The organism is Stenotrophomonas sp. TWI819 (genome assembly GCF_039673075.1).
Taxonomy (GTDB): Bacteria; Pseudomonadota; Gammaproteobacteria; order Xanthomonadales; family Xanthomonadaceae; genus Stenotrophomonas; species Stenotrophomonas rhizophila_B.
The window spans coordinates 321106-342356 of the sequence record NZ_JBDJKY010000004.1 but is presented as its reverse complement, the minus strand read 5'-3'; the positions used below and the strand labels follow the sequence as shown (position 1 = coordinate 342356).

Sequence of the window (21251 nt, the reverse complement as noted above, 5' to 3'; positions counted from 1 at the left end):
CCGCCTCTACAAATCCCGGTGGTGGTCGGCTGTTGAGCTTCCGGCGCTCGCGGCGCAGGACGGGGCCCGCCGCGGCCGGTAGGCGGTGGGGCAAAATCAAGGAGGAGGCAGCCGCCGTGAGGCGGATGCCGGGGGACATTTGCCGAACGGCCTGCCGGCCGCGGCGGGCCCTGGCCTGCGCAGCGAAGCGATCCCAAGAGATGATGTTTCGCCAGCCTCAGCTTCAGCGTCAGCAACAAAAAACCCCGGCTTTCACCGGGGTTTTTCGTTGAATCGGAGCCACCACCAACGGCGGTGATCGACCAATTACTTCTTCTTCGGCATGTACAGATCGGTGATCGTACCGTCGTAGATTTCCGCGGCCATCGCCACCGATTCGCTCAGCGTCGGATGGGCGTGGATGGTGTGGCCGATGTCTTCGGCCTCCGCACCCATCTCGATCGCCAGACCGATCTCGGCCAGCAGGTCACCGGCATGCACGCCGACGATCGCACCACCGACGATACGGTGGGTCTCTTCGTCGAAGATCAGCTTGGTGAAGCCTTCGGTGCGACCGATGCCGATCGCGCGGCCGCTGGCGGCCCACGGGAACTTGGCCACGCCGACCTTCAGGCCCTTGGCCTTGGCTTCGGTTTCGGTCACGCCGACCCACGCGATTTCCGGATTGGTGTAAGCCACCGACGGAATCACGCGCGCCACCCACTCCTTCTTTTCACCGGCGGCCACTTCCGCGGCCAGCTTGCCCTCGTGCGTGGCCTTGTGGGCCAGCATCGGGTTGCCGACGATATCGCCGATCGCAAAGATGTGCGGCACATTGGTGCGCATCTGGCGGTCGGCCGGGATGAAGCCACGGTCGGTGACCTGCACGCCAGCCTTCTCGGCATCGATCTTCTTGCCGTTCGGCGAGCGGCCCACCGCGACCAGCACGCGGTCGAAGGTGCTGGCGTCCAGACCCGGCTTTTCGCCTTCCACGGCCGCTTCGAAGGACACGGTGATGCCGGCCTTGTCGGCCTTGACGTCGGTCGCCTTGGTCTTCAGGTGGACCTCGACGCCCTGCTTCTTCAGGCGGTCCGCCAGCGGCTTGACCAGGTCCTTGTCGGCGCCCGGCATCAGCTGGTCCATGAACTCGACCACGGTCACTTTGCTGCCCAGCGCCGCATACACCGTCGCCATTTCCAGGCCGATGATGCCGCCACCGACCACCAGCAGCGAACCCGGCACGTCGGCCAGTTCCAGCGCATCGGTGGAGTCCATGACGCGCTTGTCGTCCCACGGGAAGTTCGGCAGCTTCACCGCCTGCGAACCGGCGGCGATGATGCACTGCTCAAAGCGCAGCAGCTGGGTCTTGCCGTCGTCGCCGACGATCTCCAGCTCGTTGGCCGAGACGAACCTGGCCAGGCCCTGCACGGTGCGCACCTTGCGCTGCTTGGCCATGCCGGCCAGGCCCTTGGTCAGCTGGGTGACCACTTTTTCCTTGTAGCCGCGCAGCTTGTCCAGGGTGATGGTCGGCTTGCCGAACTCCACGCCGAACTCACCGGCGTGGGCGACTTCATCGATCACCGCGGCGGCGTGCAGCAGCGCCTTGGACGGGATGCAGCCCACGTTGAGGCAGACGCCGCCAAGGCTGGCGTAACGCTCGATCAGCACGGTATCCACGCCCAGGTCGGCCGAGCGGAAGGCGGCGGTGTAACCGCCCGGGCCTGCGCCCAGCACCACCATCTTGCACTCGATATCGGCCGGCTTGCCCGACGACAGCGCCGGCTGCGGCGCGGCCGGTTCGGCCGGGGCGCGGTGCGACGGGGTTACCGGCGGCTTGCTGGCCGGCGGGGCAGCCTCGGCCTTCGGCGCCTCCGCCTTGGCCGGCGCGGCAGGCGCGGCGGCCTCGCCTTCGGCTTCCAGCAGCAGCACGACGTCGCCTTCGGAGAGGTTGTCGCCGAGCTTGACCTTGATTTCCTTGACCACACCGGCGGCCGAGGACGGCACTTCCAGCGTTGCCTTGTCCGATTCCAGCGTGACCAGACCCTGGTCCTTCTTCACCGTGTCACCCACGGCGACCAGCAGTTCGATCACCGGGACACCGCTGTAATCGCCGATGTCGGGAACCTTGATTTCAATTGCGGCCATTCGTGTTCTCCTGGTGCTCAGCCGGCCTTGCCGCCGAGCAGTTGCTGCAGTTCGTCGAGCGACTCGTCCAGATCTTTCCAGCGACGGTCGAGCTTCTTTTCCTTGGTGTCGCTGGCTTCGATCAGCAGCGCCACCTGTTTCATCATCAGCCGGCCCGCGCCGCACTCCGGCCGGGTGCCGCTGTAACGCTGGCCATCCACGGTGAAGGACAGCACGTCACCGTCCAGCACCGGCGCCTTGCGGTCGCCCGGCACCTGCGCGGCCAGCGCGGCCTGCCAGCTGTGCAGCAACCGCTGCGCCAACGGCGCCGGGATGCTGACCTGGTACTGGTCCGGCACCTGATCCACACGCAGTTCCACGCCGCCCTGGCGGGCGCCGCTGTTCCAGGTGTAGACGCGCTTGTCGGCCCGGCTGTAGCGCAGGGTCCACTCCTGGTCCTGGGTACCGGGCAGCAACGCCACGCCGGTCTCCACGCCACTCTTGGGCAGGCTGACCAGTGACAGCGCCGGCTGCGCCTTGCCGTCGAACAGGGTTTCCACTGCCTGGCCATAGTTGCCGACCGCCGGTGGCCAGCCATGACCCAGGTCGGACGCGCATTCGCGCGCGCCCGCCTGCGCCATCGGCAGCGCCATCAGCAGCCCGGCCAGGACCAGGCCCTGCTTCACAGCAGGACGCGCCGCATGTCGGCCAACACCTGCGAGAGGTAGGTGGTGAAGCGGGCGGCCAGTGCGCCGTCGATGACGCGGTGGTCATAGCTCAGCGACAGCGGCAGCATCAGCTTCGGGGCAAATTCCTTGCCGTTCCAGACCGGCTGGATCGACGACTTGGACACGCCCAGGATGGCCACTTCCGGTGCATTGACGATCGGGGTGAACGCGGTGCCACCGATGCCGCCCAGCGAGCTGATCGAGAAGCAGCCACCGCTCATGTCGGCCGGGCCGAGCTTGCCGTCGCGGGCCTTCTTGGCCAGTTCGCCGGATTCCTGCGCGATCTGCACCACACCCTTCTTGTCGACGTCGCGGATCACCGGCACGACCAGGCCGCTCGGCGTATCGGCCGCGAAACCGATGTTGAAGTACTTCTTCAGGGTCAGGTTCTCGCCGCTGGCATCCAGCGAGGCGTTGAACTCCGGGAACTTCTTCAGCGCCGCAGCACTGGCCTTGACCAGGAAGGCGAGCATGGTCAGCTTGATGCCGGCCTTCTCGTTTTCCTTGTTCAGCGCCACGCGCAGGGCTTCCAGCTCGGTGATGTCGGCCTGCTCGAACTGGGTGACATGCGGAATCATCGCCCAGTTGCGGGCCAGGTTCGCGCCGGAGATCTTCTTGATTCGCGACAGCGGCTGGACCTCGACCTCACCGAACTTGCTGAAGTCGACCTTCGGCCAGGCCAGCAGGTTCAGGCCGCCACCGGCCGTCACGGTACCGCCGGTGGCAGCGCCGCCGCCGGCCAGGGCCGACTTGACGAACTTCTGCACGTCGGACTTGGTGATGCGGCCACCCTTCTCGGTGCCGCTCAGCTGGTTCAGGTCCACGCCCAGCTCGCGGGCGAACACGCGCACGGCCGGCGAAGCGTAGGGCACCTTCTGCGGCAGCACGCTGTCGGCGTTGAAGGCCACCGGCGGGCTGGTCGGCGAGCCAGCCGACGGAGCGGCGGCGGCCGGGGCCGGGGCCGGCTGGGTCGGCTTGGCAGCGGACTGCTCGATATCACGGGCGGCCAGCTTGTCCGGCTCGGCCGGGGCAGCGACCGGCTCGACCTTGGTCGCGGTCTCGGCGGCTTCGACCTTGGCAGCGGGGGCCGGAGCAGCAGCAGCGGCCGGCGCGGCGGCGGCTTCGCTGACTTCGATCAGGGCCACGAGCTTGCCCTCGGAGAGGTTGTCGCCGATCTTGACCTTGATTTCCTTGACGATACCGGCCACCGAGGACGGCACTTCCATCGTGGCCTTGTCCGATTCCAGCGTCACCAGACCCTGGTCTTTCTTGACGGTATCTCCAACGGCGACCAGCACCTCGATTACCGGGATATCGCTGTAGTCACCGATATCGGGGACAAGTGCTTCCTTGATTTCGGCCATGGGGAAAACTCCGGCAATCTGGTGTAGGGAATCGCCTATTGTGGGGGCTTCGCGCGCCAGCGCCAACCAGCTTGGCGAATTTTCAGCGCCGCTGTCCCCGGACAGGCTGTTGCAGTCATCTGCTTTGGCCGGATTGGGCTTGGCACAGTGCAAAGCGGAATTTTCCAGTCGGTACCGTATTGTCCGCCGCTGTCCCCGCCTCAGCGCCGGATGGCATCGGCCAGCGGTTGCCACGCCTCCACCAGCCGGGTCAACGGCCAGGCCGCGTTGGCCGGGCTGGTGGAAGGCAGCGACCAGACCGTCACCTCGCGCGCCGCGCCGACCCGCGTGGGCAGGATGAAACGCTGGAACGCGCGGTAGGCGGTGCCCCCATTGCAGGCGATCGCGCGCAGCGCAGGCAGTCCGTCGATCAGTACCCCAAGCGCATTGGGCACTTCACTGCCGCGCACGATCGACGCATCCAGGCTGCCGCGTCGCTCGCACTGCCCGATCACATCCCACACGCCCACACCGCGCGCGTTCAACGCGCGCACGCGATCCGGATAAGGAAGCGCCGCGTCGATCCCGCACAGCACGCCCATCAGCGGCCAGAAACGATTGCGCGGATGGGCGTAGTACTGCGCCGCCTGCAGCGATGCGACACCCGGCATCGAGCCGAGTACCAGCACGCGGCAGTCGACGTTCAGCTGCGCAGGGAAGCCGATGCACGTTGTGGTTTCCATCACACCATCACCAGATGAATGAATGTCAGGCATCGCATCATCGCCCGTAAATGCAGCGGTTTCGCACTGATCGCTGAATGGAAACAACTAAATTTTAACGTGCGTCGGATGCGATTCATATTGCGGGGACTACGGTTGCCTCGCCCCACAACACCGGGGCCCAGAACAAAAACATCCTGAGGAGATTCCCCCATGCGCTCCATCCGTACCCTGACCCTGGCTACCCTGACTGCTCTTGCTTTTGCGCCGGCTGCTTTCGCGCAGGACAGCACTGTTGATACCGCTTCTGGCAAGCACTTCGCCGTCGTCGGCGGCGTCTCGCTGCTGCAGCCGAAGAACGATCCGCTCGATGGCGTGCGCAAGGTGGACGGCGGCCCGGCCCCGACCCTGAGCTTCAGCTACTACATCAACGACAACTGGGCCGTGGAACTGTGGGGCGCAGCCGACAAGTTCGATCACCGCGTGCGCGGCACCGATGGCGCCCGCCTGGGTACGGTCGAGCAGCAGCCGATCGCGCTGAGCGGCCAGTACCACTTCGGCCAGGCCGACAACGTGTTCCGTCCGTTCGTGGGCGCCGGTTACTACGAGTCCAACTTCAGCAATGAAGACCTCGCCAGCGACATCGGCCACATCGGCGTGAAGACCGCCAAGGGCGCGATCGGCACCGTCGGCGTGGACATGAACATCAACAGCACCTGGTTCGCCCGTGCCGATGCCCGCTACATGCATTCGCGCCCGGAGCTGACCGTCAACGGTGAAGGCACCGGCGACAAGGCCAAGCTGGATCCGTGGACCGTGGGCTTCGGCATCGGCGCGCGCTTCTAAGCACGCCGCTGCGCTTCCACGCAGTACGCACAATGGGCCCCTCGCGGGCCCGTTGTCGTTGTGGGGACCGCCACTTTCATCGGGCGTTGCCGGCCGGTGGCCGACACTGGGGTGACGATGGACCCGACCGGTCCGCCCCGGGGAGCCGATGAGCGAATCCTTCGACGTGCTGGTGGTGGGCGGGGGCATCAACGGCGCTGGCATCACCCGCGACGCAGCAGGACGCGGCCTGTCGGTCTGCCTGTGCGAGCAGGATGACCTGGCCGCGCACACTTCCAGCGCCAGCACCAAGCTGATCCATGGCGGCCTGCGCTACCTGCAGCAGGGCGAGTTCGCGCTGGTACGCAAGGCGCTCAACGAGCGCGAAACGCTGCGCCAGCTTGCACCGCATCTGATCGCCCCGACCCGCTTCGTGCTGCCGCATGCGCGCCATCTGCGCCCGGCGTGGATGCTGCGCACGGGCCTGTGGCTCTACGACCACCTTGGCCATGCCAATCCCCATTTTCCGCGCTCGCAGCGCATCGACCTGCAGCGCGATCCGAGCGGCGCTGGATTGCAGCCCGCCTACCGGACCGGCTTCACCTACGCCGATGCACGCGTCAACGATGCCCGGCTGGTGGTGCTCAACGCGCTCGATGCGCATGAGCGCGGCGCCGACATCCGCACACGCACCCGCTGCGAACAATTGATCCGCCACCACGATCACTGGTGGGCCGTACTGCGCACCGCCAACGGCGACGTGCAGCGCATCCGCGCCCGCTGCGTGGTCAATGCCAGTGGGCCGTGGGCCGGTGCCGTGCTGGAACGGGCCGGACTCGATGCTCCGTTGGGAGTGCGACTGGTGCAGGGCAGCCACCTGGTGGTGCCGCGCCTGTTCGCCCATGACAGTGCGTACCTGTTCCAGCAACCCGACCAGCGGGTGGTGTTCGCGATTCCGTTCGAACAGGACTTCACCCTGATCGGCACCACCGATACCGACTACGACGGCGACCCGGCGCAGGTGCAGCCCCGCGCCGACGAACAGACCTATCTGCTCGAGGCGGTGAACCGGTTTGTGCGCGTTCCGGTACGCGCCGAGGACATCGTCTGGCGCTACAGCGGGGTGCGCCCCTTGTTGGCCGATCATCACCGCGATGCATCGCGGGTCACGCGCGACTACCGGCTGGAACTGGATACGGCCGGCGCGCCGCTGCTGAGCGTGCTGGGCGGCAAGCTCACCACCTACCGCGCACTGGCCGAGGAAGCGCTGGGGCGGCTCTCCCCCTCACTGCCGGAGATGGGCGCGGCATGGACCGCCGGTGGGCCGCCGTTGCCGGGGGGAAATGGCGGCACGGCCGCTGAAGTGGCCGGGGCGCTGCAGCGTGACCACCCTCGCCTGCCCCCTGTCCTGCTGCAGCGCCTGGCCAGCAGCTACGGCAGCCGTGCGGACGGGCTGCTCGCCGGCGCACAGACACTCGACGCATTGGGCCAGGACCACGGCGGCGGCCTCTACGACCGCGAACTGGACTACCTCATCGCGCACGAATGGGCCCGCACCGCTGACGACGTGCTGTGGCGCCGCAGCCACCTGGGCTTGCGCGTGGACGCGGCACAGCGAGAGGCATTGGCCGCCACCCTGCAGGCGCGTGTTTCGATGCCGTAGGCTGTACGCCTGTTACGCCTCACAGCATCGATTTCCACGGAGCAGACCATGGACAAGCACTACGTGCTCGCCATCGACCAGGGCACGACCAGTTCGCGCGCCATCCTGTTCGATCGTGCCGGGCGCATCGCCGGCAGCGCGCAACGCGAGTTCACCCAGATCTTCCCGCAGCCGGGCTGGGTCGAGCATGACCCGCGCGAGATCCTGACCAGCGTCTACACCACGATCACCGAGCTGTTGAACCGCTACCAGGTGGACCCGCGCACGATCGCCGGCATCGGCATCACCAACCAGCGCGAGACCACGGTGGTCTGGGACAAGGCCACCGGCCAGCCGATCCACAACGCCGTGGTGTGGCAGTCGCGGCAGAGCCATGCGATCTGCGAACAGCTCAAGGCCGATGGCCACGAGCCGCTGATCCGGCGCAAGACCGGGCTGTTGATCGATGCGTATTTTTCGGCGACGAAGATCCGCTGGATCCTCGATCACGTGGAGGGTGCGCAGGCACGCGCCGAGCGCGGCGAACTGCTGTTCGGCACCATCGACAGTTGGTTGATCTGGAACCTCAGTGGCGGCCAGGCGCACGTCACCGATGTCACCAATGCTGCGCGCACGCTGCTGTTCGATATCCATGCATTGCAGTGGGACGATGAACTGCTGGCCCTGTTCAACATCCCGCGCGCAATGCTGCCGCAGGTGCGCAGTTCCAGCGAGGTGTATGCCACCACCCGGGCGCAGTTCTTCTTCGATCAGCACCTGCCCATTGCCGGCATCGCCGGCGACCAGCAGGCCGCGCTGTTCGGCCAGGCCTGCTTCGAGCCGGGCATGGCCAAGAACACCTACGGCACCGGCTGTTTCATGCTGATGAACACCGGCGAGAAGGCAGTGAGCTCCGGCAACGGCCTGCTGACCACCATCGCGTGGGGCATTGATGGACGTGTGGAGTACGCACTGGAGGGCTCGATCTTCGTCGCCGGCTCGGTGGTGCAATGGCTGCGCGACGGGCTGCGCATGTTCGGCAAGTCCAGCGATTGCCAAGCCTACGCCGAGCGTGCCGCGGACAATGGCGGCGTCTACCTGGTGCCCGCGTTCGTGGGGCTTGGGGCCCCGTACTGGCGCAGCGATGTGCGCGGCGCGATGTTCGGGCTGACCCGCGGCACCACCAAGGAGCACTTCATCCGCGCGGCGGTGGAATCGATGGCGTACCAGACCCGCGACGTGCTGGCGGCGATGCAGGCCGACGCGGGGATCGAACTGAGGGAGCTGCGCGCCGATGGTGGCGCGATCGCCAACGACTTCATGGCGCAGTTCCAGAGCGACATCCTGGGGGTGCCGGTGCTGCGCCCACAGGTGGCCGAAACCACCGCGCTGGGCGCGGCCTATCTGGCCGGGCTGGCCACTGGCTTCTGGAGCAGCCGGGCGGAGATCGCCGAGCAATGGGCGGTGGATCGCCGCTTCACCCCACAGATGCCGGTGGATCAGCGCGAGGCGCTGTACGCCGGCTGGCAGCAGGCGGTGGAGGCGACGATGGGGTTCCGCGTGGGGTGACGCCCGCGGCGGCGATCATTGCCGCGCGGGCGCGGCCAGCCACGCATGGCGTGGCTCTGCCGTGGATGCCGGTCAGAATGCCGGAAGGACGGCGCCCTTGTACTTTTCGGCGATGAAGGCTTTCACTTCCGGGCCGGTCAGGGCCTTGGCCAGCTGCTGCACGCGGGCATCGTCCTTGTTGTCCGGGCGCGCGACGAGGAAGTTCACGTACGGTGAATCCTTGCTTTCGATCGCCAGTGCATCCTGGGTCGGGTTGAGCCCGGCATCCAGCGCGTAATTGGTGTTGATCAGGGCCAGATCCACCTGGTTCAGCACGCGCGGCAGCATCGCCGAATCCAGCTCGCGGAACTTGAGCTGCTTCGGGTTGGCGATGATGTCGCGCTGGGTCGCCAACGCATTGGTCGGGTCCTTGAGCGTGATCACGCCGGCCTTGTGCAGCAGGATCAGCGCGCGACTGTTGTTGCTCGGGTCGTTGGGGATCACCACGTCGGCACCGTTGGGCAGCGCATCCAGTGATTTGAAACGCCGCGAGTACGCACCGAAGGGCTCGATATGCACGCCGATCACCTTGACCAGGTCGGTCTTGCGGTCACGGTTGTAGGCGTCCAGATAGGGCTCGGTCTGGAAGTAGTTCACGTCGACCTGCTTCTGGACCAGCTGGTCGTTGGGCTGCACGTAGTCGTTGAACACGCGCACGTCCAGGGTCAGGCCTTCCTTTTCCAGGATCGGCTTGACCACGGCGAGGATCTCGGCGTGCGGCACCGCGGTGGCGGCGACCACCAGCTTCTTGGAATCATTGGCCGGCTTGCCGCAGGCGGCCAGAGCCAGCGAAGCGGCAAGCAACGGGAGCAGCAGGTACTTTTTCATGGGGGCAGCGGGATCCATAAGGGCAGCAACGCCCCACGATACCGCACGCCCCGGCCCTTGCGGAATCCGGGGCATATGACCCCACGGCATGAGCCGATGCCGGCCCGGCCGGCTTACTCGTAACTGGTCAGCGCCAGCGCCAGCAGCGCCTTGGCCTGTTCGCGCAGCATCACCGGCTCCACGATTTCCGCGTCCGAGCCGTAGTGCAGCACGTCCATCAGCAGTTCGCGCGAGACGCTGTAAGGCAGTTTCAACTCATAGCGGCCATCGGGCAGGAAGCGGCCCTGCTGCTTGGAATGCCAGTGCTCATCGGCCACCCAGCGCGCAGCCTTGGCACTGAACACGATGGTGGCCCAGCCCTTGGGCGGCCCGGAGAAGATGCCGTAGCTGGCGCCCAGCTGTTCGTCCAGCTCGGTCTCATCCACATCGCGCGCGGTGGTATCGATCACGCGTGCCTTGTAGATGCGGTCCACCGCGAAACTGCGCAGGCCTTCGCGACCGTGATCCCACGCATCCAGGTACCAGTTGTCGCGGTAGTGGGTCATGCGCTGCGGCGACACGGTGCGCTGGGTGGCCTCATCGGTGGAGCGGGCCCGGTACTCGAAGGCCAGCTGCTTGCGCTCCAGTACCGCCGAGGCGACGGCGCGGAAGCTGGCTTCATCGAACTTGCGGCCGCGGTGCGGAATCACCCGCACCCGATCAACTGGCCAGGTCGAGACGCCGGCCTGTGCGGCCAGCAGGCCTTCGATGCGCTGCTGCAGCGGGGCCAGCACCGAGGACAGCACGCCGCCCCCCGTGCGCGAGAGCAGGTGCTGGGAGGCCAGCAGCGCGTGCAGTTCTTCCGAGCTGAGCCACAGGCCCGGCAGCTCGAAGCGGTCGCTCTCGTCGGCCTGGTAGCGGAAGCCCGCCTCGCCGTCGCCTTCCACCGGCGCCATCAGCGCATCGCGCAGGAAGGCCAGGTCGCGGTAGACAGTCGCGCGGGAACACTCCAGTTTTTCCTGCAGGGCCGCCACCGTTACCGGGTAACGGGCGGACTTGAGCAGGCGATGCAGGGCGTTGATGCGTTCATATCGGTCCATGACCCGATTATGTCCGAGTCGCCGTCGTTGTGGCGGCTTCGGCTGCATCTTCGGCTATCGTGGGGCCCCCATCGCCTGCTGCCGCCCGTCATGCGCCTGTTGCCCGCCCTTGCCCTGTCCGCCGCCGCCCTGCTGATGGGGGGCTGTGGGCGCACTGAAACGCCGGCGGCCGCCGTGCCTGCCGCAACGACACCGGCCGCCGATCCGGTGGCCACCGTGCTGGCGGCCAGCCAGCGCTTCGGCCAGCTGCGCAGCTTCCACGCGGTGATGAAGATGCAGGGCCCGCGCGCGCTGGAGGCGCAGATGGACTACGTGGCTCCGGACCGCTATCGGCTGATCACCGACGATGGCCCGCAGACGATCATCGGCGGCACCTTCTTCCTGCAGCGTGCTGGCGAAGTGCGCCAGATTCCGGTTCCCGAAGGCATGCTGGCGCAGTGGCGCAGCCCGCTGCCGGACGATCTTGAGCCAGCGCAGCTGACGGTGCGCGACCTTGGCGAGGACCGCGCCGGTGGCCAGCGCGCGCATAAATACGAGGTGCGCCACGCCACTGCGGCCCCCGACGGCCTGCTGTACTGGGTCAATGCGCAGGGCCTGCCGGTGCAGATCGAGCGCAAGGGCGAGACGAACGGTCAGCCGTTCCGCATCACCGTCACCTACTCGCGCTTCGACGACGCCTCACTGCGTATCGATGTTCCCTGAACAGGGATCAAGGCCGAACGGGCCCTAAAGCCGGGGCCCGCCGCCGAATGTGACGCAGAACGCATCAAGTATCATCCCCCCCTTGTTGTCCCTCCCCCTTGTCCGATCACGGAGAACCGTTGATGTCCCTGCGCGTTTCGTTGCTTGTTCCCCTGCTGCTCTGCGCCCCGGCGGTTTATGCACAGGACGCTGCCGAACTGGCAGCGATGACCTCCCCCTGGAGCGGCAGTGGCGGTGAACTGGGCTTTGCCTCGGCCCGTGGCAACAGCAATACCGAGAGCTTCAACGGTCGTCTGCGCCTGCGCTACACCGACGATGACTGGGTGCACAGCATGGACCTGTTCGGCCTGCGCTCGCGCTCGGAATACACCGATACCGAAGACGACGGCACCACCATCCGCCGCCGCAACACCACCGCCAACCGCTACACCGGCAGTGCCGGCAGCGCGCTGCAGCTGGGCGAGCATCGCCAGATCACCGCCACGGTGCGTTACGAGCGCGACGATTTCGCCACCTACGACCGCCAGAGCTCGTTCGGTCTGGGTTACGGCACCCGGATCATCGACGGTGAGCGCTTCTACATGGACGCGCAGATCGGTCCCGGTGTGCGCCGCACCCACAACACCGAAGACGACGCGACCCGTACCGGCCTGATCGGCCGCGGCCTGTTCGATCTCAAGTACACGCTGACCCCGAACACCGATCTGGTGAACACGCTGCTGGTCGAGTCGGGCTCGTACAACACCTTCGCGCAGAACGATTTCGGCGTGTCGGTGAGCATGAACGAACATCTGGCGCTGAAGGCCGGCTGGCAGGCACGTCACAACAGCGACGTCGCTGAAGACAAGCGCAAGACCGACACGCTGACCACCATGAACGTGGTCTACAAGTTCAAGTAATCGCTGCGGGCGCCTGTGCGCCCGCCGTCGTGATGTAGTGCCGGCCGCTGGCCGGCTCATCGCGTACCTTGTGCAGCATGGACTGCCGGCCAGCGGCCGGCATTACGCGCCTCAGACCGCGAGCAGTTCCCCGGCACCGGCATCGAGCAGGCCGCGCGCCACGCGCTGGCCCAGCGTCTCCGGATCACTGGCCGGGCCACGCGCCTCCGCGCGCACGATGCGGCCATCGGCGACACCGCCGACCAGGCCCTGCAGGAACAGATTCTCGCCTTCCCATTGCGCAAAGCCGGCGACCGGCACGTGGCAACTGCCATGCAGCGCGCGGTTCATGGCGCGCTCGGCTTCCACGCACGCGCGCGTGTCGGCATCGTCGAGCGCGGCGAACAACGCCATCACACCGGCATCGTCGCCATTGCATTCCACCGTGACCGCGCCCTGCGCCGGTGCCGGCAACCACGCCGGTGCGGCCAGGCGCGCCACGATGCGGTTGCCCAGGCCGAGGCGCTCCAGCCCGGCCACGGCCAGCACGATGGCGTCGTAGCCACCGTTGTCGAGCTTGGCCAGGCGTGTGTTGACGTTCCCGCGCAGGTCCGACAGTTCCAGATCCGGACGCAGCGCGCGCAGCTGGGCCTGGCGGCGCAGTGACGAGGTACCCACGCGTGCACCGATCGGCAGCGCGTCCAGCGAGGCATACAGATTGGAGATGAAGCCATCGGCAGGATCATGCCGGGGGAGCATCGCTGGCAGCGCGAACGGCGCATCCAGCTCCATCGGCACATCCTTGAGCGAATGCACGGCGCAATCCGCGTCACCGCGCAGCATCGCCAGCTCCAGTTCCTTGAGGAACAAGCCCTTGCCACCGATCGCCGCCAGCGAGCGGTCCAGCACCTCGTCGCCGCGCGTGCTCATCGGGATCAGCACCACCTCCAGCCCCGGATGCGCCTCACGCAGGCGATCGGCGACGTATTCGCTCTGCCACAGGGCAAGCGGGCTCTTTCGGGTGGCGATGCGCAGGGTCTTCATGGCGCCATTATCGACGCACAGGGGCGTATCGACCAATGGTCCGGCACACCCGCACTCAAAGGTGCTTGAGGTCCTGCTTCAGGCTGGCCACGCAGCGGCGGCTGACTTCCAGCGGCGCATGCCCATGGCGCAGCACCGCCTGGACCTGGCCTGCGCCATTTCGTCGCAGCTCGACCAGTTCATGCCGGGCGACCAGGCAATTGCGGTGGATGCGCACGAAGCGGTTGCCGAACTCCTCTTCCAGCGACTTCAGCGATTCTTCCAGCAGGTCCTCGCCGCGGGCATGGTGCACGACCACGTACTTTTCTTCGGCCTGCAGGTAGTGGATGTCCTCGACCGGGATCAGCCGCAGGCTGCCCCGCAGGCGTGCGCACAGCAGCGTGCGCGCCTGTTGGCTGGCGGCCGTCGGTGGACCGCTGCGGCCGGCGAGGAAGGTACGGGCCCGCTCCAGTGCGGCGGCCAGGCGCTCGGGGCGCACCGGCTTCATCAGGTAATCGATGGCCGCCGCCTCGAACGCGGACAGCGCATGGGCGTCGTAGGCGGTGCAGAACACCACGGCCGGACGCGGCTCGAAGGTCGCCAGGTGGCGGGCCGCCTCCAGTCCATCCAGGCCGGGCATCGCGATATCGAGCAGGACCAGGTCCGGTTGAAGTTCGGCGCAGGCGTGCAGGGCCTGTTCGCCGTTCTCGGCCTCGGCCACCACCTCGATGCCAGCCTGGTCAGCGAGCAGGGAGCGCAGGCGCTCGCGGGCCAGCGGTTCGTCGTCGGCGATCACCACCTTCAAGACAGTTTCCTCACTGGACCGGGACCGTGATTTCGCAAGCATAGTAGCCGTCGGCCCACGCCCCCGTCATCCGCGCGGCCGGGCCGAAGCGCCAGGCCAGGCGATGGGCGATGTTGCGCTGCGCGTGGCCGGCCCCCTGCAGCAGCGGCAACCCGCGCGTGGCCGGATCCGGTGCGGGATTGCGCACGCGGATGCGCAGATTCGTGCCGTCACTGGACAGTGCCAGCACGATCGTGCCGCCCGCGGGTACCCGCGAGATGCCATGCAGCACGGCATTTTCCACCAGCGGCTGCAGCACCAGCCGCGGCATCGGCAGTGACCAGGGCAGCGGTTCGTCGCGCAGCCAGATCACTTTCAGGCGGTCCCCCAGGCGCAGCGACTCGATCGAGAGGTAGCGCTCGGCCAGTTCGCACTCGGCCTGCAGCGTGGAATCGCCATCGCCGGCACCGAGCGCGGCGCGGAACAGGTCGGACAGATCGAGCACCGCGCGCTCGGCCACGTCCGGATCGCGGCGCAGCAGGCTGGCGATGAGGTTCATGCTGTTGAAGAGAAAGTGCGGGCGGATCCGTGCCTGCAGCGCGTCGGCCTGGGCCCGGGCGTTGGCCAGCATCTGCGCGCTGCCGCGGTCACTGACGTAGAAGTAGCGCAGCGCCAGCGCCGTGATCAAGGCCGTCATCGCCGCGCTGCCGAGGGTAAACCGCCAGAAGCCCACCGCCTGGGCGAAGCTGCTGCCACCGAGCACGCCATACAGCGCGTGCACGATCGCCGCACAGGCACCGGCGATCAGCCCGGTCATCACCACCACCAGCACCATGCCCGGCACTTCCGGCAGCCGCGAGAGCACCGCACGCAGACTGCACAGGCTGACCGTCACTGCCAGCGCCAGCCAGAGCGCGAAGCCGCTGGCGGACAGGAAGTCCGACAGCGTCCAGTGGCGGCTGCCGTCGGGTGCCAGCGCCACCACCACCACCACCAGCTCGGCCAACCCCAGCATCGCCGCCAGTCGCGGCAGGCGGCACAGCTCGGGCAACCAGGACTGCTGGCGCGGGTCGTTCATGGCGTCAGGCGGCGAAGCGCGCCTCGAGCCACTCGCCCAGCGCGTGCATTTCTTCCGCACATACCTGGTGGGCCATCGTATAGGTGTGCCACTCCACCGGCAGACCGAGATTTTCCAGGGTCTGCGCGGTGTCCCGGGCGATCGCCACCGGGATCACCGGATCCTGCGTGCCGTGGGCCATGAACACCGGCACGCTGATCGCATCGGCCACCCGGGCAGCCGCCGCCTTGGCCGGGTCCGGCAGATAGGTCGACAACGCGATCAACCCGGCCAACGGACGCGTACGACGCAGCAGTGCGCTGAGGATCACCGCCCCGCCCTGGGAGAAACCGGCCAGCAGGATCCGTTCGGCCGGAATGCCACGGGCGACCTCGCGCTCGATCAGCAGCTCCAGCTCCACGATGGACGCGTCCACACCGGCGCTGTCGGCGCGGGAGCGGAAGTCCGCGCTGACGATGTCGTACCAGGCGCGCATCGGCACACCGTTGTTGATCGTGATCGGCTGCACCGGGGCATGCGGGAACACGAAGCGGATCGCCGGCCAGTGCGGACGCACCAGTTCGGGCACGATCGGGGCGAAGTCATGGCCATCGGCACCCAGGCCATGCAGCCACAGCACCGACCACTGCGGGTCGGCGCCGGTTTCGTTTTCCACGGTATCCAGCATCAGGCGGCTCCAGTACGTTCAAGCCGCATTATGACCGCGCCCCACCGTAATGGGGGCAATGCCTGGAGCGCCATGATCAGCCGGCGGGGTGTGCCTCGGCAGCGGCGCGGCGCAGTTCGGCCGCGCGCACCAGCACCTTGGGCGGCGCCGATTCTTCGGGAATCTCCATCAACCCCAGCCGGTGCATCCAGACGCCGGCGGTACGCGAGGAGGTGAAGCCCACCACCGGAATCGCCAGCACCATGCCGATCACCACCGGGGCCATCCACGCGGCCAGCGAGGGCGAAACCGCGTAGGCCAGCGCGCCCATGAACAAGCCGAACACGCTCAAGCCACCATAACCGCGCGCCAATGCCGACCAGGACACACCGCCATCGTCGCGCTGCTGCGCATCCCAGCCCGAGTCCTTGCCGGCCAGCACTTCGGCCACACCACGGGACTGCACGTACATCACCACCGGGGCCATCAGTGCAGCGAGGATGGTCTCCAGCAGCATCGAGATGAAGGCGCGGATCGTGCCCCCGCAGCCACGGCGCTCGACCGGCTCCAGCAACATCGCCAGATAGCCCAGCACCTTGGGCGAGAGCAGCACCACCATGGTGATCGCGAACATGCGGATCACCTGCGTCTCATCCTGGTGGCGCCAGTATACGCCCGGCGAGAGATGCAGCACTTCGTTGATGTCGATGCCGCCCTGGAACAGGGGAATGGCGATGCCGATCAGCATCAGCATCGCCCACATGGGCGCGGTGAAGTAATGCCCGATGCCGACCAGCATGTGCATGCGGCTGACCCAGTGCAGGCCCTTTGAGCCGACGATTTTGGCGTGCTGCAGATTGCCCTGGCACCAACGGCGATCGCGGACCAGCAGATCGGTGAGCGTCGGCGGGCCTTCCTCATAGCTGCCTTTGAGATACGGCACCATGTGGGTCGCCCAGCCGCCGCGGCGCATCAGCGCCGCCTCGACGAAGTCGTGGCTTAGCACGTGCCCGCCGAATGGCTCGTGGCCGGGCAGCGACGGCAGACCGGCCTGTTCGGCGAACGCCTGGGTGCGGATGATCGCGTTGTGCCCCCAGTAGTTGCTCTCCGCGCCATGCCACCAGGCCACGCCGCGCCCGATCACCGGGCCGTACACGCGCCCGCCGAACTGCTGCATGCGGGCAAACAGGGTGCGCCCACCGACCACCGCCGGCAGGGTCTGGATCAGCCCGACATCCGGGTTGTGTTCCATGCCCGCGACCAGCCGCACGATGGTGTCGCCGGTCATCAGGCTGTCCGCGTCCAGGATCAGCATCTGCGGGTAGGCGCCGCCGAAACGACGGACCCAATCGGCGATGTTGCCGGCCTTGCGCCCGCTGTTGTCGCCGCGGCGACGGTAGAAGATGCGGTCATGGCCGCCCACCGCATCGCACAGCGCGTGGAAGGCTTCTTCCTCGGCCTGCCCGATGTCGTCGCGGCGGGTGTCGCTGAGCACGTAGAAATCGAAGTTCTCGAGCTGGCCGGTCTCGGCGACCGACTCATAGATCGCCTGCAGGCCGGCCAACAGCCGACGCGGGTCCTCGTTGTAGGTGGGCATCAGCAGCGCGGTGCGGGTGTGCACGGTCGGCAGCGGCGCGTCCGGATCGATTCCCAGCTTGTAACCACGATCGAACACGGCGGTCAGAAAGCCGGCCACCGCCCCGGCGAAGGACAGCGCAATCCACGCGAACAGGCCCACGAACAACACCAGCAGGCAGGCTTCGAGCACGCTGATGCCGTTGACGGCCAGCACCTTCCACATCATCCGGCTGGCGGCGGCGGTCATCGCGGCGGTGCCACCCAGGATGTAGAAACGGCGCAGGCCGATCATCCGCGGCGACGTGCGCTGCCGCCGGACCTGCAGTTCCCCTTCGCGGAGGGACTGCTCGGGCATCGGCAACGGCGACTCGGCCGGCAGCGTCGCCCGGCCGGCGTCCAGTCGGGCGTGGAGGGTCTGGGTACTCATGCGCGGTGTCCCTGTGCAGGGCGTGCCAGGCCGGAGATGCAAGATGCGGAAAGGGGCGTCCTGAGCCCGGCGCGCTCGATGGCGCGCATTCGTCCTGTCGGTGCGGGCCGATCACCGGCACGTCGCTGTTGTCTGTGACTCCCGAAACCCACGAACTCTCCAACCGACTTGAGACGAAAAATGCGGCTCAGTCTATGGCGCGAAATGTAAGGTGGGTGCGAAGGTTTCACCGGTGATTTCTCCGCATTCAGCTTTTGGATCGAGCCAAGTGTGCAGCCCCGCAGGACCATGGAGGCGCAGGCCCTGTGCCATGGGCCTCTCCCCATTCATCTTACAGATGATCGTCATCGGCCACGACAGCCCGGAGAAGGGACGTCTCACGCCTGTCCCGGGCCCAGCAGCTGCCGGCGTTGCGCAGTTCGTCAGTCGGCCGTACATGACCGGGCCGCCCCGCAATCGAGGCAGCAGGTAAGGCAAGCAGGTCGCCGGGCCGAGGGCCTGGCGAGGTCCATCCACTCAGACGGTGGGCGCGGCGACGGCCAGGTCGGCATCAACCGGCAGGCGCGACAGCGCGCGCGCGCTCACCTGCGAGAACTGCAGCTGGGCGAGCAGATGCTGCGCCTGGGTGGCCACCGGACACGGCGCAATCTGCGGTCCTGCCTGGGGGCGCTCGGGGGTCATTACATCAGTGGACATGAAAGGGCATCTCGTTGACGTCGCATTGCCCGCGGGGCTTCCGGCCGCGCGGATTGCGCACCCTATCGGAAAACCGGGACGAATGTGTGACGGCGCCCGCAGTACCTGCTGGAGGGGGTGGAGTGCACCAAAAAATTGGCGCTTTTCCAGGTCGCACCGCTATCATGTAATCGTTTTCAAACAATGATTCGGATATGGATTCCAACACTGCTTCCCCCCTCAGCCCCAAGTGGAAGTTCCGCTTCAACTTCTTCGAACAGCACGGCGCCCCCAATTCGCCTGGCTTCAAGGCCGCGTTCAAGACGTTGACCTTCGGCCAGAGGATCAAGATCAACTTCAACTTCTTCGCGCTGTTCTTCAGCTGGATCTACCTGCTGATCCTGGGTATGTGGCGCAAGGCGCTCACCATTCTGGGCATCACCCTGGTGCTGATGGTGATCGTGGCGTTCCTGCCGGACGTGGTCGGCCGGGCGATCGGCATGGCCTGGTCGGTGCTGATCGCGCTGACCACCAACTATTCGTACTACCTGGAAAAAGTGAAGGGCGACACCAGCTGGAACCCCTTTGCGGGCATGCGCTGGTAAGTACTGCGCACGCCTGGATGAACAAGCCCGGTCATTGACCGGGCTTTTTTGTGCCGCGTCGGCCGTGGGCGTCGATCACCACCTCCCCATCTTCCTTGCGGAACGGCGCCTGCACCGGCGGCAGAATCTCCAGCACGGTCTCCGAGGGCCGCGCCAGGCACACTCCGAGTTCGGTCTGCACGAACGGCCGGTTGATCAGGATTGGATGGGCCAGCATCGCATCCAGCAGTTGGGTGTCCTCCAGCGTTGGATCGGCCAGGCCCAGCGCGGCGTACGGGGTGCCTTTCTGGCGAAGTGCGTCGCGGACCTGCAGGCCGGCAGCGGCGATCAGTGCGATCAAGCGCTCACGATCCGGCGGGGTGCGCAGGTACTCCACCACCTCCGGCGCCACGCCGACATGGCGCATCAGTGCGAGCACATTGCGCGAGGTCGCGCAGGCCGGGTTGTGATAGATCACGGCCTTCATGCGTGGTTGCGGATCGGGTTGGGCAGCAAGGACATAAGATTGCTCCGGCCTAATTGTTCGACTATTCTAGAAACATGGAACACAACACTGCAACCCACGCCCTTGCCGCCCTGGGTCATAACACCCGCTTGAGCGTTTTCCGCCTGCTGGTCCAGGCCGGCCGGGGTGGCCGGTTGGCCGGAGAAATCGCCGCCGACCTCGGCCTTCCCGGTGCCACGCTGTCCTTCCACCTCAAGGAACTGAGCGCGGCGGGCCTGGTCAGCGCCGAATCGCGCGGGCGCAGCATCTGCTACCGCGCCGACTTCGAGGCGATGAATGGCCTCATCAGCTACCTCACCGAGAACTGCTGTGCCGGCGAGGCGGACTGCGGTCCCACCGGCCAATGCGCGCAGCCGTGCTGATCCGTTGACTGCCGGGCCCATCGCGATGACGACGCGTGCCACCTCCCGCCTGTCCTTTCTGGACCGCTGGCTTACCCTGTGGATCTTCGCGGCGATGGCGCTCGGCGTGGTGCTGGGCACCGTCTTCGATGGCCTGCCCGCCGCGCTGGACGCGATGACCATCGGCGGTACCAACCTGCCGATCGCAGCAGGTCTGATCCTGATGATGTACCCGCCCCTGGCCAAGGTGAAGTACGAGGCGCTGCCCGCCGTCTTCGCCGACAAGCGCGTGCTGGCCCTGTCGCTGCTGCAGAACTGGGTGGTCGGGCCCGTGCTGATGTTCGCGCTGGCCGCGCTGTTCCTGCACGACCGGCCGGAGTACATGACCGGGCTGATCCTGATCGGTCTGGCCCGTTGCATTGCGATGGTGCTGGTCTGGAACCAGCTCGCGCGCGGCGACAATCAGTACGTGGCCGGCCTGGTCGCGTTCAACTCCCTGTTCCAGATCGCCTTCTTCAGCGTCTATGCGTGGCTGTTTCTGACCGTGCTGCCGCCGCTGTTCGGGTTGCAGCGCAGCGTGATCGATGTCAGCACCTGGACGATTGCCGGTGCGGTGCTGGTGTATCTGGGCATTCCCTTTGCGGCAGGCTATCTGGGGCGACGCCTGCTGCTGCGCGTGCGCGGGGTTGACTGGTACGAAACGCGCTTCCTGCCCGCCATCAGCCCGATCACCTTGGTCGCACTGCTGCTCACCATCGTGGCGATGTTCAGCCTCAAGGGCGGCGATCTGGTGCGCATTCCCATGGATGCGGTACGTATCGCCATCCCACTGACGATCTACTTCTTCGTGCAGTTCCTGCTGAGCTTCTTCATGGGCCGCTGGATCGCACGCGACTATCCGCGCACCACCGCCATCGCCTTCACCGCGACGGGCAACAACTTCGAACTGGCCATCGCCGTGGCGATCGCCGCCTTCGGGCTGGGCTCACCGGTCGCATTCGCTGCCGTGATCGGGCCCTTGGTGGAGGTGCCGGTGTTGATCGTACTGGTCCATCTGGCGCTGCGACTTGGACGCCGCTGCTTCAATGAGACCGCCTCACTCCCGCATTGAAACGAATCGCGTCCGTCGTT

The 21251-nt window shown here is 66.8% G+C and carries 21 protein-coding genes; 8 read left to right on the top strand and 13 right to left on the bottom strand.

The window, feature by feature from the left end; translation table 11 throughout:
- Positions 1–306 precede the first annotated feature (306 nt).
- The 4 genes from lpdA to ABE463_RS08120 form a co-directional block, all read right to left on the bottom strand.
- Positions 307–2124: a dihydrolipoyl dehydrogenase gene (lpdA, locus tag ABE463_RS08135; RefSeq protein ID WP_346467802.1), complete on the bottom strand. Its 1818-nt coding sequence runs from the start codon at positions 2122–2124 to the stop codon at positions 307–309.
- Positions 2125–2141: 17 nt separating this feature from the next.
- The gene (locus ABE463_RS08130; RefSeq protein ID WP_259259630.1) at positions 2142–2756 is read right to left on the bottom strand and encodes a hypothetical protein; all 615 of its coding nucleotides are present in this window, start codon (positions 2754–2756) and stop codon (positions 2142–2144) included.
- A gap of 29 nt (positions 2757–2785) precedes the next feature.
- Positions 2786–4195: a dihydrolipoyllysine-residue acetyltransferase gene (aceF, locus tag ABE463_RS08125; RefSeq protein WP_346467801.1), complete on the bottom strand. Its 1410-nt coding sequence runs from the start codon at positions 4193–4195 to the stop codon at positions 2786–2788.
- A gap of 200 nt (positions 4196–4395) precedes the next feature.
- A complete protein-coding gene (locus ABE463_RS08120; protein WP_346467800.1) occupies positions 4396–4917 on the bottom strand; it encodes a DNA-deoxyinosine glycosylase in 522 nt (173 codons plus the stop codon).
- A gap of 192 nt (positions 4918–5109) precedes the next feature.
- Between ABE463_RS08120 and ABE463_RS08115 the strand changes: the two genes are divergently transcribed.
- The 3 genes from ABE463_RS08115 (at position 5110) to glpK (ending at position 8932) form a co-directional block, all read left to right on the top strand.
- Entirely contained in the window at positions 5110–5742 is a 633-nt protein-coding gene (locus ABE463_RS08115) for an OmpW family outer membrane protein (RefSeq protein WP_019183623.1), read from the top strand.
- A gap of 148 nt (positions 5743–5890) precedes the next feature.
- The gene (gene glpD, locus ABE463_RS08110) at positions 5891–7384 is read left to right on the top strand and encodes a glycerol-3-phosphate dehydrogenase (RefSeq protein WP_346467799.1); all 1494 of its coding nucleotides are present in this window, start codon (positions 5891–5893) and stop codon (positions 7382–7384) included.
- A 48-nt stretch (positions 7385–7432) separates the two neighbouring features.
- Positions 7433–8932, top strand: a complete 1500-nt coding sequence (gene glpK, locus ABE463_RS08105; RefSeq protein ID WP_346467798.1) for a glycerol kinase GlpK — start codon at positions 7433–7435, stop codon at positions 8930–8932.
- A gap of 72 nt (positions 8933–9004) precedes the next feature.
- Here glpK and ABE463_RS08100 read toward each other — a convergent pair whose 3' ends face one another.
- Together ABE463_RS08100 and ABE463_RS08095 are read right to left on the bottom strand one after the other, a co-directional pair.
- Entirely contained in the window at positions 9005–9799 is a 795-nt protein-coding gene (locus tag ABE463_RS08100) for a MetQ/NlpA family ABC transporter substrate-binding protein (protein WP_346467797.1), read from the bottom strand.
- Between the two features lie 113 nt (positions 9800–9912).
- Entirely contained in the window at positions 9913–10878 is a 966-nt protein-coding gene (locus ABE463_RS08095) for a YafY family protein (RefSeq protein ID WP_121040104.1), read from the bottom strand.
- Positions 10879–10968: 90 nt separating this feature from the next.
- On the opposite strand from ABE463_RS08095, the gene ABE463_RS08090 reads away from it, so the two are divergent.
- Both ABE463_RS08090 and ABE463_RS08085 read left to right on the top strand, forming a co-directional pair.
- The gene (locus ABE463_RS08090) at positions 10969–11580 is read left to right on the top strand and encodes a hypothetical protein (RefSeq protein ID WP_346467796.1); all 612 of its coding nucleotides are present in this window, start codon (positions 10969–10971) and stop codon (positions 11578–11580) included.
- A gap of 122 nt (positions 11581–11702) precedes the next feature.
- On the top strand, positions 11703–12479 hold the full coding sequence (locus tag ABE463_RS08085; protein WP_123730094.1) for a DUF481 domain-containing protein: 777 nt from the start codon (positions 11703–11705) through the stop codon (positions 12477–12479).
- 111 nt (positions 12480–12590) lie between these two features.
- Here the strand turns inward: ABE463_RS08085 and hemC are convergent, their stop codons facing one another.
- The 6 genes from hemC to ABE463_RS08055 form a co-directional block, all read right to left on the bottom strand.
- Positions 12591–13502 (bottom strand): hydroxymethylbilane synthase, encoded by a 912-nt coding sequence (gene hemC / locus ABE463_RS08080; protein WP_346467795.1) that lies wholly within the window; start codon positions 13500–13502, stop codon positions 12591–12593.
- A 55-nt stretch (positions 13503–13557) separates the two neighbouring features.
- Entirely contained in the window at positions 13558–14286 is a 729-nt protein-coding gene (locus ABE463_RS08075; RefSeq protein ID WP_346467794.1) for a LytTR family DNA-binding domain-containing protein, read from the bottom strand.
- Between the two features lie 10 nt (positions 14287–14296).
- On the bottom strand, positions 14297–15343 hold the full coding sequence (locus ABE463_RS08070; protein WP_259258995.1) for a histidine kinase: 1047 nt from the start codon (positions 15341–15343) through the stop codon (positions 14297–14299).
- A 4-nt stretch (positions 15344–15347) separates the two neighbouring features.
- Positions 15348–16013: an alpha/beta hydrolase gene (locus tag ABE463_RS08065; RefSeq protein ID WP_259259629.1), complete on the bottom strand. Its 666-nt coding sequence runs from the start codon at positions 16011–16013 to the stop codon at positions 15348–15350.
- Positions 16014–16086: 73 nt separating this feature from the next.
- Positions 16087–17994 (bottom strand): glucans biosynthesis glucosyltransferase MdoH, encoded by a 1908-nt coding sequence (gene mdoH, locus ABE463_RS08060; RefSeq protein ID WP_346467793.1) that lies wholly within the window; start codon positions 17992–17994, stop codon positions 16087–16089.
- Positions 17995–18510: 516 nt separating this feature from the next.
- Positions 18511–18690, bottom strand: a complete 180-nt coding sequence (locus tag ABE463_RS08055) for a hypothetical protein (RefSeq protein ID WP_346467792.1) — start codon at positions 18688–18690, stop codon at positions 18511–18513.
- A 194-nt stretch (positions 18691–18884) separates the two neighbouring features.
- Between ABE463_RS08055 and ABE463_RS08050 the strand changes: the two genes are divergently transcribed.
- Complete coding sequence (locus ABE463_RS08050; protein ID WP_346467791.1) at positions 18885–19274, top strand: DUF2628 domain-containing protein; 390 nt, start codon at positions 18885–18887, stop codon at positions 19272–19274.
- A gap of 31 nt (positions 19275–19305) precedes the next feature.
- Here the strand turns inward: ABE463_RS08050 and arsC are convergent, their stop codons facing one another.
- The gene (arsC, locus tag ABE463_RS08045) at positions 19306–19740 is read right to left on the bottom strand and encodes an arsenate reductase (glutaredoxin) (RefSeq protein WP_346467790.1); all 435 of its coding nucleotides are present in this window, start codon (positions 19738–19740) and stop codon (positions 19306–19308) included.
- A 74-nt stretch (positions 19741–19814) separates the two neighbouring features.
- On the opposite strand from arsC, the gene ABE463_RS08040 reads away from it, so the two are divergent.
- Both ABE463_RS08040 and arsB read left to right on the top strand, forming a co-directional pair.
- Complete coding sequence (locus ABE463_RS08040) at positions 19815–20141, top strand: metalloregulator ArsR/SmtB family transcription factor (RefSeq protein WP_346467789.1); 327 nt, start codon at positions 19815–19817, stop codon at positions 20139–20141.
- A gap of 25 nt (positions 20142–20166) precedes the next feature.
- Positions 20167–21231 carry an ACR3 family arsenite efflux transporter gene (gene arsB / locus ABE463_RS08035; protein WP_346467788.1) on the top strand — a complete coding sequence of 355 codons (1065 nt, stop codon included), beginning with the start codon at positions 20167–20169 and terminating at the stop codon, positions 21229–21231.
- Positions 21232–21251 lie beyond the last annotated feature (20 nt).

Excerpts from the sequence above, each read along its gene's own strand:
- lpdA (WP_346467802.1), bottom strand. The coding sequence starts at position 2,124 with ATGGCCGCAATTGAAATCAAGGTTCCCGACATCGGCGATTACAGCGGT.
- ABE463_RS08130 (WP_259259630.1), bottom strand. The coding sequence starts at position 2,756 with ATGGCGCTGCCGATGGCGCAGGCGGGCGCGCGCGAATGCGCGTCCGAC.
- aceF (WP_346467801.1), bottom strand. The coding sequence starts at position 4,195 with ATGGCCGAAATCAAGGAAGCACTTGTCCCCGATATCGGTGACTACAGC.
- ABE463_RS08120 (WP_346467800.1), bottom strand. The coding sequence starts at position 4,917 with ATGGAAACCACAACGTGCATCGGCTTCCCTGCGCAGCTGAACGTCGAC.
- ABE463_RS08115 (WP_019183623.1), top strand. The coding sequence starts at position 5,110 with ATGCGCTCCATCCGTACCCTGACCCTGGCTACCCTGACTGCTCTTGCT.
- glpD (WP_346467799.1), top strand. The coding sequence starts at position 5,891 with ATGAGCGAATCCTTCGACGTGCTGGTGGTGGGCGGGGGCATCAACGGC.
- glpK (WP_346467798.1), top strand. The coding sequence starts at position 7,433 with ATGGACAAGCACTACGTGCTCGCCATCGACCAGGGCACGACCAGTTCG.
- ABE463_RS08100 (WP_346467797.1), bottom strand. The coding sequence starts at position 9,799 with ATGAAAAAGTACCTGCTGCTCCCGTTGCTTGCCGCTTCGCTGGCTCTG.
- ABE463_RS08095 (WP_121040104.1), bottom strand. The coding sequence starts at position 10,878 with ATGGACCGATATGAACGCATCAACGCCCTGCATCGCCTGCTCAAGTCC.
- ABE463_RS08090 (WP_346467796.1), top strand. The coding sequence starts at position 10,969 with ATGCGCCTGTTGCCCGCCCTTGCCCTGTCCGCCGCCGCCCTGCTGATG.
- ABE463_RS08085 (WP_123730094.1), top strand. The coding sequence starts at position 11,703 with ATGTCCCTGCGCGTTTCGTTGCTTGTTCCCCTGCTGCTCTGCGCCCCG.
- hemC (WP_346467795.1), bottom strand. The coding sequence starts at position 13,502 with ATGAAGACCCTGCGCATCGCCACCCGAAAGAGCCCGCTTGCCCTGTGG.
- ABE463_RS08070 (WP_259258995.1), bottom strand. The coding sequence starts at position 15,343 with ATGAACGACCCGCGCCAGCAGTCCTGGTTGCCCGAGCTGTGCCGCCTG.
- mdoH (WP_346467793.1), bottom strand. The coding sequence starts at position 17,994 with ATGAGTACCCAGACCCTCCACGCCCGACTGGACGCCGGCCGGGCGACG.
- ABE463_RS08055 (WP_346467792.1), bottom strand. The coding sequence starts at position 18,690 with ATGTCCACTGATGTAATGACCCCCGAGCGCCCCCAGGCAGGACCGCAG.
- ABE463_RS08050 (WP_346467791.1), top strand. The coding sequence starts at position 18,885 with ATGGATTCCAACACTGCTTCCCCCCTCAGCCCCAAGTGGAAGTTCCGC.
- arsC (WP_346467790.1), bottom strand. The coding sequence starts at position 19,740 with ATGAAGGCCGTGATCTATCACAACCCGGCCTGCGCGACCTCGCGCAAT.
- ABE463_RS08040 (WP_346467789.1), top strand. The coding sequence starts at position 19,815 with ATGGAACACAACACTGCAACCCACGCCCTTGCCGCCCTGGGTCATAAC.
- arsB (WP_346467788.1), top strand. The coding sequence starts at position 20,167 with ATGACGACGCGTGCCACCTCCCGCCTGTCCTTTCTGGACCGCTGGCTT.